This is a genomic window from Pseudomonas sp. Q11, assembly GCF_024494355.1.
In the GTDB taxonomy this organism is placed as follows: Bacteria; Pseudomonadota; Gammaproteobacteria; order Pseudomonadales; family Pseudomonadaceae; genus Aquipseudomonas; species Aquipseudomonas hefeiensis.
This window is the reverse complement of sequence record NZ_JAKNQY010000036.1, coordinates 27,980-43,215: the sequence shown is the minus strand read 5'-3', so window position 1 is coordinate 43,215 and position 15,236 is coordinate 27,980. Positions and strand designations below refer to the sequence as shown.

The following is a 15,236-nucleotide window of genomic DNA, read 5'->3' as shown; positions in this document are numbered from 1 at the left end:
GTGGTGGGGCAAAGCGCTTTTGGTTACTTTTGGCGCTCTTCCAAAAGTGACCCGCTGTAAGAGCGGAACCGCCAGCAGCCATTACCGCAGAAACGGATATATACCCAGCCAACAAAACCCTGGCCGGCTGTCAGGCCGCCATCGCGAGCAGGCTCGCTCCCACAGTTGGATCCGGGTACAACCGTGAGAGACAGGCCGGCTGTCAGGCCGCCTCGTCACCCAGCTCAACCCAAACCAGAGCCGAACCTTACAATCGCCCCGCCGGCGCATAAGGCGCAGGATCAATCACCGGCTCACGCCCCAACATCACATCAACAAACAACCGACACGACGCCGGCGCCAGCACCAGCCCATTACGATAATGCCCACAGTTCAACCACAACCCAGCAAACCCCGGCACCTCGCCGATATAGGGAATACCTTCAGGCGATCCAGGCCGCAACCCGGCCCAATGCCCCACCACCTCGGCGTCCGCCAGCGCAGGAATCAGCTGCTGCGCCGACGCCTTCAGGCTCTCGAGCGCAACATCGGTCGGGGTCTTGTCGAAGCCTTCGCGCTCCAGCGTACTGCCCACCAGAATATGCCCGTCGCGACGCGGAATCGCATAACGGCCCTTGGCCAGGACCATGCTCGATAGAAAATCCGACGCACACTTATACAAAATCATCTGGCCCTTGACCGGCTCGACCGGCAATTTCAGCCCCAGAGTCTTGAGCAGTTCACCGCTCCAGGCGCCCGCAGCCAGGACCACCTGATCGCCAAGGATCGGACCCTCGGAGCTGTTAACCCCCACGACACGCCCACCGTCGCGGATGAAACCACCAACCTCGCATTGCTCATGCAGCGTGACATTGGGTAGCGCCAGCAACGCTGCCTTGAGGGACTTCACCAACCGGGGATTGCGCACATTAGCCACATCGGCCATGTAGATCGCCCGGGAGTAACCCGCGCCCAGCACCGGCACCGCATCATGGACAGCCGAGATTTCCACAGCCTGCAACGGGCGCCCTTCCCGCTCGGCCCAGGCCAGTGCTTCGGCCTGATCGTCCAGGTCCAGCCAATACAGACCGGTGACATGCACCTGCGGATCAACCCCGGTGGCGGCTAACAGACGCTGAGCCAGTTGTGGATAAAAATCCTGCGACCAGTGGGCCAGCGCAGTGACCGCCGGGCTATAGCGCCAGGGGTACAGCGGCGAAACAATACCGCCACCGGCCCAGGACGATTCCTGGCCGACACTGGAGCGGTCCAGTAGCACCACACGCTGCCCTTCGGACGCCAGATTGAACGCCGTCAGCAGACCGATGACTCCGCCGCCGACAATCACCACTTGCTGTTGCCTGGTCATGTTCTATTTCAACTCACAAGACAAAGGGCGCAGGACAGCGCCCGAATAAATAAACTCAGCGACCCCAGCAATCCTTGGCAGTCAGCCCGGCAGCAGCGTTGATGATGCTTCGCGCGCCGGTGTTGTTGATGGTGAAATCACCACATTTGTCGGTTGCCATGGACGAGGCGTTGTTGCGCACGGCAGTCAGGGTGAAACTCTGGTCCATGAGCGTCTGGGTAATGGTGTAGAAATCGTTACCGCTGCTCAGCCCGGTCGCGTTGGTGTAGACATTGTTCTTGGAGTAATGGCGCTCAAGGATCTGCGCCTGCTCCGATAGCAACCCGGCGATTTCGGCCCGTCGGCCTTTTTTCATGTATTCGGTCAGGCTCGGATAGCCGACGGTGATCACGATACCGATGATCGCGATCACGATCATGATTTCGATCAAGGTGAAGCCCCGGTTGGATCTGCGCATACCTTATCTCTCATTGTATTTGCCGCCACATGATGCGGCGGCTGCCGCCGACGGATTTTCCCAGCAGGTCGGTGATACCGCCACCGGAGTCGTTCACGATCATGTTGGTGGCCCCATTGGCACTGACGACAGCACTCAAGGTCGGGATCCCCCCCGTGAAAATCACCCCGCTGGAGACCGTGTCGAGGCTGTTGAGCATGCCGTCACCGTTGGTGTCGAGCACCGCGTAGTTGAGCATCTTACCGTTGAACGCATCCACCTCGATCAGCTTGCCGGTACCAAAGCTGGCGCAGGGGTCGGTGGTGTCCACCGCGGCCGTGGTGAAGACCACGCGCCCGAGCACCAGACTGGCCGGGTTGATCACCCGTTCCCCGGTCAATGCGTTGTTGTACACCAAGGGCAGATACCAGCCATTTTTCGCAGGATACGTCACGTCGGTCTGGCTGGTCGTCACGAATTGCCCGGTGCTGCCTGAAAACACCCCTGTGATCGACTGGGCTTGCAGGCTCGAAACCGTGATTTGTCCGGTACCGCCGGGGGCGTCCCAGATCGAATAGAACCCCTGCAAATCCTTATTGAGCTTGTCCACCGCTTCGTTGAATTTGCCCGTGCCGAAAAAAACCTGGGTCCCGCCCTGGGGGTTGTCCGCCAGCAGCGGCTGGACGGTGATTGGCTGGGTTGCGCCACCGGGTGCGGTGAATAGTGGCTGCCCGGCAAACGCGACGCCCCAGGTGGTGGGGGAAGTACCGCTGAGGTCGAACTTCCACATCCGCCCTTTCAAGTCGCCACCGTACGCGGCCTGTACCACGTTCTGGGAATTGACCCGAAGCTTGACCGACGACAGACCATTACCGGTCTCACTGCTGTTGACGATGATCTTCCTGATCAGCGAGCCATCACGGATATCCACCACGTACAGCGCCGCCACGCCGGTGTTGCTGCCATAGCCATTGGCGATGAACGCGGCCCAGCGACCATCGGCCAGGCGCGCGACTTCAGGACGCGCATAGGCGTAGCCCAGATCATTGAAGGCGTTGGCCGTATTGGCGACGGTAGGTGCGCTGATTTCCCACAACGCCCGAAGCGCATTGCCTGCCGCTGCATCGAACAATTGCACCGCATAGAACGCTTTGCCCCCGGCTCCGGTCCCGCCCAGGGCAACTGTCTTCCAGGCACTGCCCAGTTGCGCATCGAATACGCCGATCTGCCCATCCACCAGGAACTTGTGGCTCACGCCATTGATGTAACGGGCGTCAGCGATGTCCAGCAGCGAGGGCAGGACGCTTGACGGCATATAAGCGTAACGCCGCGTGCCGTTTGCGCTGTTGATGACGCTGAAGAAACCGTCGTTGGCATTCACCACGAGATTGGCGTTCATGTTCGCCGCCTTGGTTGCCAGGTAGGTGCTGTAGCTGGTGTCGTTCAGCAGGTCCGAGGCGGTCTGGTCGTTCGGTGAGGCCAGGAGCAGTGGCGAGTTGATAATGTCCCCCAGCAACACGCTGCGCACCTTCAGACCAGTTTTATTGACGCCTTTGCTCCATTCCACCAGATCGTTGCCGGTGATCCCCGTGGGCAGTCCCTGGCTGAGGCTGGTTTGCTGGGCCGGTGAAAAGTTGCCGTAGGCCAGGGTTACGGGGGTGTTGGTCGCGGTGTTCCATGACTGATAGGTCGGTGCCGTGGCACCCGGCACGATGCTGGTGTTGGTGGTCCATTGCACCGCTGCCGTATCGACCGTTCCTGCCGAAGTAAAACCGAATGCCCGGATGGTGCCCCGCCAGTCCTTGGGGTCATAGGTGGTCTGGTAATAGCTGGAGGTAGTGGACAACGTTGCACCGTTGGTGGTGCCGCCGCCCCCCGATCCGGCCTTGGAGGTGATGTCACTCAAGGCCGATGACAGGGCTGAGTTCAGGCCTTCGCTGTCGGACGCCGGATAATATTTACCCGCACCGTAGCGAGCGGCGTCGGACAGCATCGTATTGCTGACCGCAAAACCCACGGTGTAGGTATTGAGGTACTGCCGGGGGAAATCCGTGGCGTTCCAGCTCTGGCCGGTGGCGTCGGTACCGGTGGAGCGCATGTCGATGTCGAAAGCGAACTTGGCGATGTCGTCCAGATAAAGCGTATCGCCCTCGGCGTCACCGTTGCGATCAGCGCCATCGTTGGTAGTGATGCCATCCCAGTTCGGCAGACGGGATCCACCTAGTGGGTCGTTGGTGGGAAAGGTGCGGTCAAAGGTGGGCAAGCCGTCGGTGATCACCACGCCGAAATTCTTCTGGCACCGGTACTGGATCGGGCTGGTGTAGGTGCTGGGGGTACTGTTGTGGTACGGCGCCATGCCCCTGAAATAACGGGTGACCTCGTAATAGCTCTCGGCCAATGGCGTATTGGCGACCGCGCCCAGGCCGTTGATGGCGTTGATCAGGGCGCTGTAGTTGGTGTTGGCCTGGGTCTGGGTCACGCTGCCGCTGACGGGTGACAGATCGCTGACGCCACGGGCAATGTAGCCCCCCGGGCCGGAGTTGCTGAAGTTGGGCGGGTTGAAGGTGGCCAGACCGATGCGCAAGGCACGGTTGTTGGCGACCAGGTCGTTGGAGACGTCCCGTGCCACGTTGATTCGATAGTCCCTGGGGATGGAGCCGTTGGTGTAGTCCCGGTTCGAGCCGTTGGCCAGGGTCAGAAGATACGCCAGGTATTTAGTGGTATAACGGGTGTCACCATTGCCCACGGGATCTGGTAATCGCAGGCAGACCCGATCAAGAAAGCCTCGATAGAAACCGTACCAGTTACTCGAGCAGCCACCCCGGTACAGACTCGACAGCAAAACGTTTCCATCATCGGGATCCAGTAACTGCCCTCCAAAGCAACTGTTGTTGGAGTTGCATGTATAAACACTCGAGCGCGACACCGTCGGATCAAACCCCGACGCCCAAATGATGTTGTTCATACTCCCCGAATCATCGATCAGCAGCATCACATTAGGTGTGACTGCGGCGGCACTCAGCAGCGGCGAATCCGAAGGCGTGAAAGCATAGGCCGGTGCAGCCAGATACAGGCTGAGCAGCACGCCCCAGAACGCCGGCCTCCAATCCCGGCGCACCTTAATATTTCGCATAGATGCTCTCCACGACGCTGCGCTGGTTATTTCCCACCACAGCCACCGCCGTGATCCGGTACAGGGTCGCCGACGTATTGATCGGCACGTTGACCGCCGTGAGCGTGGTGCCAAGATTCTGCACGCCGTAAAACCCGCCAGGGACCGCGATCCAGGTCACCCCCGACGATGAATTGCGCCCGGCCACCGTGAGCGTTGCCGACTCAGCCGGTGGCGCACACTGGGTCGCGGTGGTGCACACCGGTAGGGAGTAGGCCTCGGCCTGCACCGCGCTTTCACCGACCCGCAGCGCTGCCTCGGCCAACTGGAAGGACTGGTTGCGCAGCATGACGCTACTGGTCATTTTTTCCTGGAGGGTAGCGCTCTGCATCGACGACAGGCCGATCAGCGTCAGGAGCAGCAGGAAAACCAGGCTGACCAGCAGTGCCATCCCATGTTGCCGGTGTCTGGCGAGAGTCGGACGCATCAATTGTCCCCCCTCACAAAAGCCGGTTGCGCAAAGCGGCAACCACGTTGAAGGTCTGCTCGCGCACGTTGTTCTTCGGGTCAAAGAGCGTGAGGGTCAGGCGTACGCTGCGGATCAGGGCCGGATCGGTCGGGTTGCGGTTGTAGCTCGATGCCGCGATGTCTGTCGCGCTGCTGGCCACACCAAATGTCACATCGAATGTCCGGACGTTATCCACCAGTACCGCCAGGGTCGGATTGCCAGCGCCGGAGCCCATCAACAACTGGTTATTGCTGAAGCTGTAGACCAGCCGCCGTATCGGAAACGCCATTTGCCCGGCCGCCGGTAGCCGCGCCCCGGTATAGGCGGTCGCCGTGTTGCGACAATCCGAGACCACAGTCCAGGTCGGCACGCCGCCGCTGTTGCCGACATCCGTCGTCACCAGGGTCAGCTTCAGATTGGCGTTGTCCCAACTGATCGGCGTGACCTTGCTGGCATTGAAATCCCCCGCCGAGGAGGCGTCGAGAACGGTCTCCAGGCAACCGAACATGCCCACCATGCGAAGTTCCTGGACCATCTTGCTCAGGGCGAACCGCGCATCCTCCTGCATAACCGCCGCCGCGCTCTGACTGACGTAGGTGTTTTTGGCGGCGATGAAAATCTGCACCACACCCAGCACGACGATCAGGCTGAGCACCAGCGCGATCATCAATTCAATCAGGCCAAATCCCCGGCAATGCCTGTTCATGGCGTTGTCCCCACCGGGTCGACGGCGACGCGACTGGTCAGCACGAAGCTGCGTCGTGCCTCGGCGGCGTTGGTCGTGTTGGCGGCCCGGGCATCGTCCCAGGAGATGGTAATGGTGTAGACCCGCTGGTGCAGCGCAACAGTGCCGGTGGCCGTGGCGCCGCCGAAGCTGACGATGTTGGTCTTGAAATCGTAGAGGTCCTGGTCCCGGGCCACGTTGAGGTTGGGTGAACTGGGCGGCGTGACCGTGTAATCGGCGCTGGAGTTGGCGCGAATGCGGTCCAGCATGTCGTAGGCGATGAAGCTGGCCTGGCTGGTCATGCGCGAGCTATCGGTATATTTAAGCGCATTGAGCTGAACCATCGCCGCTCCCAGCAAGCCCACGCCAAGAATCAGCACCGCCACCAGCACCTCGATCAGTGTCATGCCATCCTGTGCCTGTTTACTGCCACCCTTCATCCGCAACTTCCACCCAATACGATTCGTCCATTGAGGCAAACACTCAGCGCCCTGCTCTGCGCCCCCCTTACATAATTGAAAGTCACCGGCATGGCCGGTGCCGACAACCCGCCCAGGTTGTTGAAATCAATGTTGGTCACGTCTGAGGTTAGCGTCAGAGTCGCGCCGCTGCTCATCGCTGGAACAACCCGCAATACATTGGGCTCAGCGCCAGTACTGTCATACACCGTCAGTTCGCCACTCCAGGCACCGCCCTCGGCCGTGGGGCGAATCCGTGTCGTGACACCGCGGTCGATCGCCGTCATCCGGGCGAAGTTCAGCGCCCGGCGCAGGTCGCCAATATCGGTATCGGCCTTGGTCCCCTGCACCGAGCCGGTAAGGGCCGGTACCGCCAGGGTGATCAGGAGCAGCAGCACGCCGAGGGCGACCAGCACCTCAATCAGCGTGAAACCTTTTGTACGAAGATCCATCGATGCCCTCCGTTGCCGTCGGCTATACCTGCTTCTACACGCTAGAACAAACGACTGCCTGTGGCGAGGGAGCTTGCTCCCGCTGGGGTGCGAAGCGGCCCTCATTTTTTGGGGCCACTACGCAGCCAGCGGGAGCAAGCTCTCGCCACAACAAGCTCTCCAGGGAGGAGGCGTCATGCACCAACAGGGCTTCAGCCTGATCGAACTGCTCATGGGACTGGCAATTGCCGCGATTGTTCTGCCGTGGGCCGGTTCCGGATACAAAGCACTCGTCGAATCCGCTGAACGCGACGACGCCGCGCGGCTGCTGGCCAGCGGTCTGCGCAGCGCTCGCAGCGAAGCAATCACGCGCAATAGGACGGTGACGATTCAAGGGATAGACAACGATTGGAGCCAGGGGTGGCGAATCATGCTGGAGGGCGATGACCAGACATTGCTGACGCAGCGCAGTCGCCATGCTCGAATCATTGGCAACGGGCCGGTAAAACATTCGGTGCGGTTCGGCGGCCAGGGGGAGCCGCTCCTGCCCAGCGGCGCATTTCAGGCGGGGACGTTACATGTTTGTGCACGCCATAAGCCGTTCAGTCACCATCAGGTGGTGCTGTCGCGCAGCGGCCGTGTCAGCCTGCGCAGCGAGAAAACCGAGCAGGCCTTGTGCGAAAAGGACTTAAAGCAAGGAGCGCACGCGTAGTTCCTTGGGCATGGAGAAGGTGACGTTCTCCTCGCGACCGGACAACTCATCGGCACCGGTTGCACCCCAGGCCTGCAATTGCTGGATCACGCCGCGCACCAACACTTCCGGCGCTGAAGCACCGGCAGTGATGCCAATACGCTCGACGCCTTCGAACCAGCTGCGCTGCATGTCTTCGGCACCGTCGATCAGATAGGCCGGCGTGGACATGCGCTCGGCCAGCTCACGCAGGCGATTGGAGTTGGAGCTGTTCGGGCTACCAACGACCAACACAACATCGCACTCGTCGGCCAGTTGCTTGACCGCATCCTGACGATTCTGGGTGGCGTAGCAGATGTCGTCCTTACGCGGTCCGCCGATGGCCGGGAAGCGTGCGCGCAGGGCGTCGATCACCCGACTGGTATCGTCCATGGACAGGGTGGTCTGGGTGACAAAGGCCAGCTTTTCCGGGTTACGCACCTGCAGGGCGGCGACGTCTTCTTCATCCTCGACCAGGTAGATCGCGCCACCGTTGCTGGCATCGTATTGGCCCATGGTGCCTTCGACTTCCGGATGGCCTTCGTGGCCGATCAGGATGCATTCGCGACCGTCACGACTGTAGCGCGCCACTTCGATATGGACCTTGGTCACCAATGGGCAGGTGGCGTCGAACACCTTCAGGCCACGACCGGCGGCTTCGGTACGCACCGCCTGGGAAACCCCGTGGGCACTGAAGATCACGATGACGTCGTCCGGCACCTGATCCAGTTCCTCGACGAAGATCGCCCCACGGCTACGCAGGTCTTCGACGACAAATTTGTTGTGGACCACTTCGTGACGCACGTAAATGGGCGGCCCGAAGACTTCCAGGGCGCGGTTGACGATTTCGATCGCCCGATCCACGCCGGCGCAGAAGCCACGGGGGTTGGCGAGTTTGATTTGCATGCTGTGCCTCGTGTCTGTGGGAGCGAGCCTGCTCGCGATGCGGTGGATCAGTCAACTCGACGGTGGCTGTGACTCAGCTTTCGCGAGCAGGCTCGCTCCCACAGGTATTGTGGGAGCGGTAATTGCCGTTAAATCTTAAACCGCCTTCACTTCGATGATTTCCACTTCGAAACTCAAGCTCTTACCCGCCAGCGGATGGTTGAAGTCCACGGTCACCTGGGCGTCGTCGAAAGCTTTCACCACACCCGGCAGCTCAGTATTGGCCGCATCGTTGAAGATCACCAGCAGGCCTTCGGACAGTTCCATGTCCTGGAACTGGGAGCGTGGCATGGTCTGCACGTTTTGCGGGTTGGGCTGACCAAAGGCGTTTTCCGGTGGCACAACCACGGTGCGCTTGTCGCCGGCCTTGAAACCGAAGATCGCCGCTTCGAAGCCTGGCAGCAGGTTACCGTCGCCAACCTTGAACACCGCCGGAGCCTTGTCAAAGGTGCTGTCGACGGTATCACCGTTTTCCAGGTACAGGGCGAAGTGAAGCGTCACTTCAGTGTTTTGAGCGATGCGCTGCTCAGTCATGGACGGCTTCTCCGGTTTTCTTGCTCTTGAACATGTCCAGGGCGAGCATCACGGCGCCCACGGTGATGGCGCTGTCGGCAAAGTTGAACGCCGGAAAATACCAGCGGTTCTGCCAATGCACCAGGATGAAATCGATCACGTGGCCCAAGGCAATCCGGTCATAAAGATTACCCAACGCGCCCCCGAGCACCAATGCCAGCGCCACGGCCAGCCAGGTCTCATCGCGGCCCAGGCGTTTGAGCCAGACCACCAGCACGCCGCTGACCACGATGGCGATCAGGGCGAACAGCCAGCGCTGCCAGCCCGAACTGTCGGCCAGGAAGCTGAACGCCGCGCCGGTGTTGTAGGCCAGCGTCCAGCTGAAGTAATCGGGAATGACCACGATCTGCTGGTACATGGTCAGCGAGTTCTCGAAGTAGTACTTGCTGGCCTGGTCGATGACCAGCACCAGCACGCTCAACCACAGCCAGCTCAGCCGTCCGAAACGGCTCGCCACGTTAGACGCACTAGGCATAGTGACGAACCTCACCGGTGCCGCTGATGTTGTCGACGCAACGACCGCAGATTTCCGGATGCTCCGGGTTCACGCCGACGTCTTCGCGGCAGTGCCAGCAGCGGGCGCACTTGGTGTGGTTCGACTTGACGATTTTCAGCTTCAGGCCGCTGACCTCAGTGGTTACCGCATCGGCCGGCGCCTGCACCAACGGCGCGACACTGGCGGTGGAAGTGATCAGCACGAAACGCAGCTCGTTGCTCAGCTTGGCCAGGTCGACTCCCAGGGCTTCTTCGGCGTAGAGCGTCACTTCGGCCTGCAGGTTGCCACCCACGGCCTTGGCCGCGCGCTGGATCTCCATTTCCTTGTTGACCGCCGCCTTGACCGCCATGATCCGGTCCCAATAGGCACGGTCCAGCTCGAAACCTTGCGGCAGTTCGGTCAGGCCTTCGTACCAGGTATTGAGCATCACCGATTCGTTGCGCTCGCCCGGCAGGTACTGCCACAGCTCGTCGGCGGTGAACGCCAGGATCGGCGCGATCCAGCGCACCAGCGCTTCGCTGATGTGGAACAGCGCGGTCTGGCAGGAACGACGCGCCTTGCTGTCGGCGCCAGTGGTGTATTGGCGGTCCTTGATGATGTCGAGGTAGAAACCACCGAGCTCCTGCACGCAGAAGTTGTGGATCTTGGAGTAGACGTTCCAGAAACGGTACTCACCGTAATGCTCCTGCAATTCGCGTTGCAGCAGCAGGGTACGGTCCACGGCCCAGCGGTCCAGCGCGAGCATTTCTTCGGCCGGCAGCAGGTCGGTGGCCGGGTTGAAACCGGTCAGGTTCGAGAGCAGGAAGCGCGCGGTGTTACGGATCCGCCGGTAGGCGTCCGCGCTGCGCTGCAGGATCTGCTCGGAAACGGCCATCTCGCCGGAATAGTCGGTGGAGGCGACCCACAAGCGCATGATGTCGGCGCCCAGGGTGTCGTTGACCTTCTGCGGCGCGATCACGTTGCCCAGGGACTTGGACATCTTGCGCCCGGACTCATCGACGGTGAAGCCGTGGGTCAGCAGCTCGCGGTACGGTGCGTGGTTGTCGATGGCGCAACCGGTCAGCAACGACGAGTGGAACCAGCCGCGGTGCTGGTCCGAACCTTCCAGGTACAGGTCGGCACGCGGGCCGGTTTCATGGCCCATCGGGTGCGAGCCACGCAGCACATGCCAGTGGGTGGTGCCGGAGTCGAACCAGACGTCCAGGGTATCGCTGATCTTGTCGTACAGCGGCGCTTCGTCGCCCAGCAGCTCGGCGGCGTCCATCTTGAACCAGGCTTCGATGCCTTCGACTTCAACGCGCTTGGCCACCATTTCCATCAGTTCGACGGTGCGCGGGTGCAGCTCGCCGCTTTCCTTGTTCAGGAAGAACGGGATCGGCACACCCCAGTTACGCTGGCGGGAGATGCACCAGTCGGGACGGTTGGCGATCATCGAGTGCAGGCGCGCCTGGCCCCAGGCCGGCACGAACTTGGTGTCCTCGATGGCCTTGAGGGAGCGCTGGCGCAGGGTCTCGCCAGTGGCTGGCTGCTTGTCCATGCCGATGAACCACTGCGCGGTGGCGCGGTAGATCAGCGGGGTCTTGTGGCGCCAGCAGTGCATGTAGCTGTGTTCGATGACGGTGGTGTGCAGCAACGCGCCGACTTCGGCCAGCTTGTCGACGATGGCCGGGTTGGCCTTGAAGATGAACTGCCCGCCGAAGAACTCCAGCGACGGCACGTACACGCCATTGCTCTGTACCGGGTTGAGGATGTCGTCGTTGACCATGCCGTACTTCTTGCAGGTCACGAAGTCGTCAACGCCATAGGCTGGCGCGGAGTGAACCACACCAGTGCCTGCGCCCAACTCCACGTAGTCGGCCAGGTACACCGGCGACAGGCGGTCATAGAACGGATGACGAAAATTGATCAGCTCCAGCGTCGAGCCTGGCGCGGTGGCCAGCACCGAGCCTTCGAGGTTGTAGCGGGCCAGGCAGGACTCGACCAGTTCTTCGGCCAATACCAGCAGCTTGTCGCCAACATCGACCAGGGCGTAGTTGAATTCCGGGTGAACGTTCAACGCCTGGTTGGCCGGGATGGTCCACGGGGTGGTGGTCCAGATCACGATCGACGCCGGCTTGCTCAGCTTGCCCAGGCCGAAAGCGGCGGCGAGCTTGTCTTCATCGGCGATCGGGAACGCGACGTCGATGGTCGACGACTTCTTGTTCTCGTACTCGACTTCCGCCTCGGCCAGGGCCGAACCGCAATCGAAGCACCAGTTCACCGGCTTGAGGCCCTTGAACACGAAGCCACCCTCGACGATTTTCGCCAAGGCACGGATTTCGCCGGCTTCGTTCTTGAAGTCCATGGTCTTGTACGGGTTGGCGAAGTCGCCCAGCACGCCGAGGCGGATGAATTCGGACTTCTGCCCTTCGATCTGCTCGGTGGCGTAGGCACGGCACAGCTCGCGGGTCTTGTCCGCGCCCAGGTTCTTGCCGTGGGTCACTTCAACCTTGTGCTCGATCGGCAGGCCATGGCAATCCCAACCCGGGATATACGGCGCGTCGAAACCCGACAGGGTCTTGGAGCGGATGATCATGTCCTTGAGGATCTTGTTCAGCGCGTGACCGATGTGGATCGTGCCGTTGGCGTACGGAGGGCCGTCGTGCAGGACGAACTTCGGACGATCCTTGCCAATTTCGCGCAACTTTCCGTACAGGCCAATGCTGTCCCAACGCTGCAGAATCTGTGGTTCGCGCTGAGGCAGGCCGGCCTTCATTGGGAAGGCGGTGTCCGGAAGGTTTAGCGTGGCTTTATAGTCGGTCATTTAAGGCTCTTCATTAGCGATTGGCGCTGGTTGCGACAAGGGCACGGGCGGCGGCGATATCTGCATGGATCGCCGTCTTGAGCGCCTCCAGAGAGGCAAAACGCTGCTCTTCACGCAGCTTTTGGTGGAAAACCACCGTCAAACGCCGGTCATACAGATCGCCGGCAAAATCCAGAACATGTACTTCGAGGTGGGCCTTGCCATCCCCCTGGACCGTGGGCCGGACGCCGATATTGGCGACACCGGGCCAGGTTTTGCCGTCGATCTCGACACTCACCAGGAACACCCCGGTCAGCGGCACACGACGACGCTTGAGTTGCACGTTGGCCGTCGGCGTGCCCAGTTGGCGCGCCAGCTTCTGCCCGTGCAGGATCCGTCCGGCAATCCGGTACGGCCGGCCGAGCAAACGCTCGGCCCATTCGAAGTCGGCAGCCGCCAGGGCATTGCGGACCTGGGTACTGCTGACGCGCAGGCCATCCATCTCGACGGTCTGCGCCGCTTCGACGGTGAAGCCCCGGGCCTTGCCGGCCTGTTGCAGGTAATCGAAATCCCCTGCCCGGTCGCAGCCGAAACGGAAATCATCACCGACTTCCAGGTGTTTTATATCCAGACCGTCCACCAGGATGGTCTCGACGAACTCGGCGGCACTGAGCTTGCTCAGGCGTTGATTGAAGGCCAGGCACAAGACCCGGTCGACACCTTCGGCGGCCAGCAGATTCAGCTTGTCCCGCAGCCGGGCCAGACGGGCCGGCGCGGTGTCCGGGGCGAAAAATTCCCGGGGCTGCGGTTCGAAGATCACCACGCAACTGGGCACGCCCAATTCCTGGGCACGCTCGCGCAACCGCGCCAGGATAGCCTGGTGGCCACGGTGAACACCGTCAAAGTTGCCAATAGTGGCGACACAGCCCCGATGCCGGGGGCGCAGGTTGTGGAGGCCTCGAACCAGCTGCATAACGCGCTTCTTGCTCATAAAGTGGCCGATTATAACCACACCCGGCGGCCGACGACAGGCAACACCGTAACCCAAAGTGATCGAGCCGACAAAACCACTGCCCGGCCCGGGATTATCGAGGGTAAACCCTCAGCTCAAGCCCTTGCGGTTGAAGTCGCGCAGGCGGAAGCCCATCAGCAGCAGCATGCCGAAATACGCCACCACACCCGCGATGACCAGCACGCCCAGGCGCAGGAAACGCTCGAGCATCTGCCCTTCGCCCCACGCCGGCATGAAATGCATCGCCCCCAGCAGCACCGCTGACATCACCGCCACGGCGACCAACAGCTTCAGGCCGAACTTGCCCCAGCCCGGCTGCGGCTGATACATCTTCTGCTTACGCAACTGATAAAACAGCAGCCCGGCGTTGAGGCAGGCGCCGGCACTGATCGCCAGGGCCAGGCCGGCGTGGGCCAGCGGACCGATCAGCAACAGGTTGAACAATTGGGTCATCACCAGGGTGAAAATGGCGATTTTCACCGGTGTGCGAATGTTCTGCTGGGCGTAGAAACCTGGCGCCAGGACCTTGATCACAATGATCCCGAGCAAGCCCACCGAGTAAGCAATCAGGGCCCGCTGGGTCATCAGCGCGTCAAATGCATTGAACTGGCCGTACTGGAACAACGAGACAGTCAACGGCTCGGCCAGGATGCCCAGCGCCAGGGCGCAAGGCAGCACCAGCACGAAGCACAGGCGCAGCCCCCAGTCGAGGATGCGCGAGTATTCCTGGCGGTCCTGGCTGGCGTAAGTCTTGGCCAGGGTCGGCAACAGAATCGTGCCCAGAGCCACGCCCAACACGCCGGACGGCAACTCCATCAGGCGGTCGGCGTAGTACATCCACGACACCGAGCCGGCCACCAGGAACGAGGCGAATATGGTGTTGATGATCAGGGAAATCTGACTCACCGAAACCCCGAGGATCGCCGGCAGCATCTGCTTCATCACCCGCCACACACCGCTGTCGCGCAGATTCAGGCGCGGCAGCACCAGCATGCCGATTTTCTTCAGGTGAGGCAGTTGATACAGCAACTGCGCCAGGCCGCCCACCAGCACCGCCCAACCGAGGGCCATCACCGGCGGGTCGAAGTACGGCGTCAGGAACACCGCAAACACGATCATGCTGACGTTGAGCAGGGTCGGCACGAAGGCCGGCACCGAGAAACGGTTCCAGGTATTGAGGATCGCCCCGGCCAGGGACGACAGGGAAATCAGCAATATATAAGGAAAGGTCACCCGCAACAGGTCCGAGGTGAGCTGGAATTTTTCCGGGGTATCGGTAAAACCCGGTGCCGTCGCCCAGATCACCCAGGGCGCGGCGAGCATGCCGGCGACCGTGACCAGCGCCAGCACCAGGGTCAACAAACCCGTGACGTAGGCAATGAACGTGCGGGTCGCCTCGTCGCCCTTCTGACTCTTGTATTCTGCCAGGATCGGCACGAAGGCTTGGGAAAACGCCCCTTCGGCGAAGATCCGCCGCAACAGGTTGGGCAACTTGAAGGCAATGAAGAAGGCATCGGTGGCCATTCCGGCACCAAATATCCGAGCGATCAGCGTGTCACGAACGAAGCCCAGGACGCGTGAAAGCATCGTGATAGAGCTGACGGCAGCCAACGATTTGAGCAGATTCATGAAAAGAGTTTTTGCCTGTCGATAAACAGCAGGCGAACAACGCGCCCACTTA

14 protein-coding genes are annotated in these 15,236 nt (G+C 61.2%); 1 reads left to right on the top strand and 13 read right to left on the bottom strand.

What is annotated here, in order from left to right; translation table 11 throughout:
- Window positions 1-247: 247 nt before the first annotated feature.
- Genes thiO through MA884_RS25995 form a run of 7 tightly spaced genes read right to left on the bottom strand, consistent with a single transcriptional unit; the run spans window position 248 to window position 7,038 of the window.
- Window positions 248-1,348 (bottom strand): glycine oxidase ThiO, encoded by a 1,101-nt coding sequence (gene thiO, locus MA884_RS26025; protein ID WP_256233190.1) that lies wholly within the window; start codon window positions 1,346-1,348, stop codon window positions 248-250.
- Window positions 1,349-1,403: 55 nt separating this feature from the next.
- Window positions 1,404-1,805 (bottom strand): type IV pilin protein, encoded by a 402-nt coding sequence (locus MA884_RS26020; RefSeq protein WP_256233189.1) that lies wholly within the window; start codon window positions 1,803-1,805, stop codon window positions 1,404-1,406.
- A 10-nt stretch (window positions 1,806-1,815) separates the two neighbouring features.
- Window positions 1,816-4,917, bottom strand: a complete 3,102-nt coding sequence (locus tag MA884_RS26015; protein WP_256233188.1) for a pilus assembly protein — start codon at window positions 4,915-4,917, stop codon at window positions 1,816-1,818.
- Window positions 4,904-5,383, bottom strand: coding sequence for a PilX N-terminal domain-containing pilus assembly protein (locus MA884_RS26010; RefSeq protein ID WP_256233187.1), 480 nt, complete (start codon window positions 5,381-5,383; stop codon window positions 4,904-4,906). Before MA884_RS26010 ends, MA884_RS26015 begins: the two co-directional genes overlap by 14 nt.
- A gap of 13 nt (window positions 5,384-5,396) precedes the next feature.
- Window positions 5,397-6,110, bottom strand: a complete 714-nt coding sequence (locus tag MA884_RS26005; RefSeq protein ID WP_256233186.1) for a PilW family protein — start codon at window positions 6,108-6,110, stop codon at window positions 5,397-5,399.
- Window positions 6,107-6,568, bottom strand: a complete 462-nt coding sequence (gene pilV, locus MA884_RS26000; RefSeq protein ID WP_256233185.1) for a type IV pilus modification protein PilV — start codon at window positions 6,566-6,568, stop codon at window positions 6,107-6,109. The genes MA884_RS26005 and pilV overlap by 4 nt, the downstream gene beginning before the upstream one ends.
- A complete protein-coding gene (locus tag MA884_RS25995) occupies window positions 6,565-7,038 on the bottom strand; it encodes a GspH/FimT family protein (RefSeq protein WP_256233184.1) in 474 nt (157 codons plus the stop codon). The genes pilV and MA884_RS25995 overlap by 4 nt, the downstream gene beginning before the upstream one ends.
- Window positions 7,039-7,213: 175 nt before the next feature.
- Between MA884_RS25995 and MA884_RS25990 the strand changes: the two genes are divergently transcribed.
- Window positions 7,214-7,729 carry a GspH/FimT family pseudopilin gene (locus MA884_RS25990; RefSeq protein ID WP_256233183.1) on the top strand — a complete coding sequence of 172 codons (516 nt, stop codon included), beginning with the start codon at window positions 7,214-7,216 and terminating at the stop codon, window positions 7,727-7,729.
- Here the strand turns inward: MA884_RS25990 and ispH are convergent.
- The 6 genes from ispH to murJ form a co-directional block, all read right to left on the bottom strand.
- The gene (gene ispH, locus MA884_RS25985; RefSeq protein ID WP_256233182.1) at window positions 7,706-8,653 is read right to left on the bottom strand and encodes a 4-hydroxy-3-methylbut-2-enyl diphosphate reductase; all 948 of its coding nucleotides are present in this window, start codon (window positions 8,651-8,653) and stop codon (window positions 7,706-7,708) included. The two genes, MA884_RS25990 and ispH, sit on opposite strands and share 24 nt — an antisense overlap.
- A 135-nt stretch (window positions 8,654-8,788) precedes the next feature.
- Window positions 8,789-9,226: an FKBP-type peptidyl-prolyl cis-trans isomerase gene (gene fkpB, locus MA884_RS25980; protein ID WP_256233181.1), complete on the bottom strand. Its 438-nt coding sequence runs from the start codon at window positions 9,224-9,226 to the stop codon at window positions 8,789-8,791.
- A complete protein-coding gene (gene lspA, locus MA884_RS25975) occupies window positions 9,219-9,740 on the bottom strand; it encodes a signal peptidase II (protein WP_256233180.1) in 522 nt (173 codons plus the stop codon). The genes fkpB and lspA overlap by 8 nt, the downstream gene beginning before the upstream one ends.
- Window positions 9,733-12,564 carry an isoleucine--tRNA ligase gene (gene ileS, locus MA884_RS25970; protein ID WP_256233179.1) on the bottom strand — a complete coding sequence of 944 codons (2,832 nt, stop codon included), beginning with the start codon at window positions 12,562-12,564 and terminating at the stop codon, window positions 9,733-9,735. The genes lspA and ileS overlap by 8 nt, the downstream gene beginning before the upstream one ends.
- Window positions 12,565-12,577: 13 nt before the next feature.
- Complete coding sequence (gene ribF, locus MA884_RS25965; RefSeq protein WP_256233178.1) at window positions 12,578-13,516, bottom strand: bifunctional riboflavin kinase/FAD synthetase; 939 nt, start codon at window positions 13,514-13,516, stop codon at window positions 12,578-12,580.
- Between the two features lie 129 nt (window positions 13,517-13,645).
- Window positions 13,646-15,184: a murein biosynthesis integral membrane protein MurJ gene (gene murJ / locus MA884_RS25960; protein ID WP_256233177.1), complete on the bottom strand. Its 1,539-nt coding sequence runs from the start codon at window positions 15,182-15,184 to the stop codon at window positions 13,646-13,648.
- Between the last annotated feature and the right edge of the window lie 52 nt (window positions 15,185-15,236).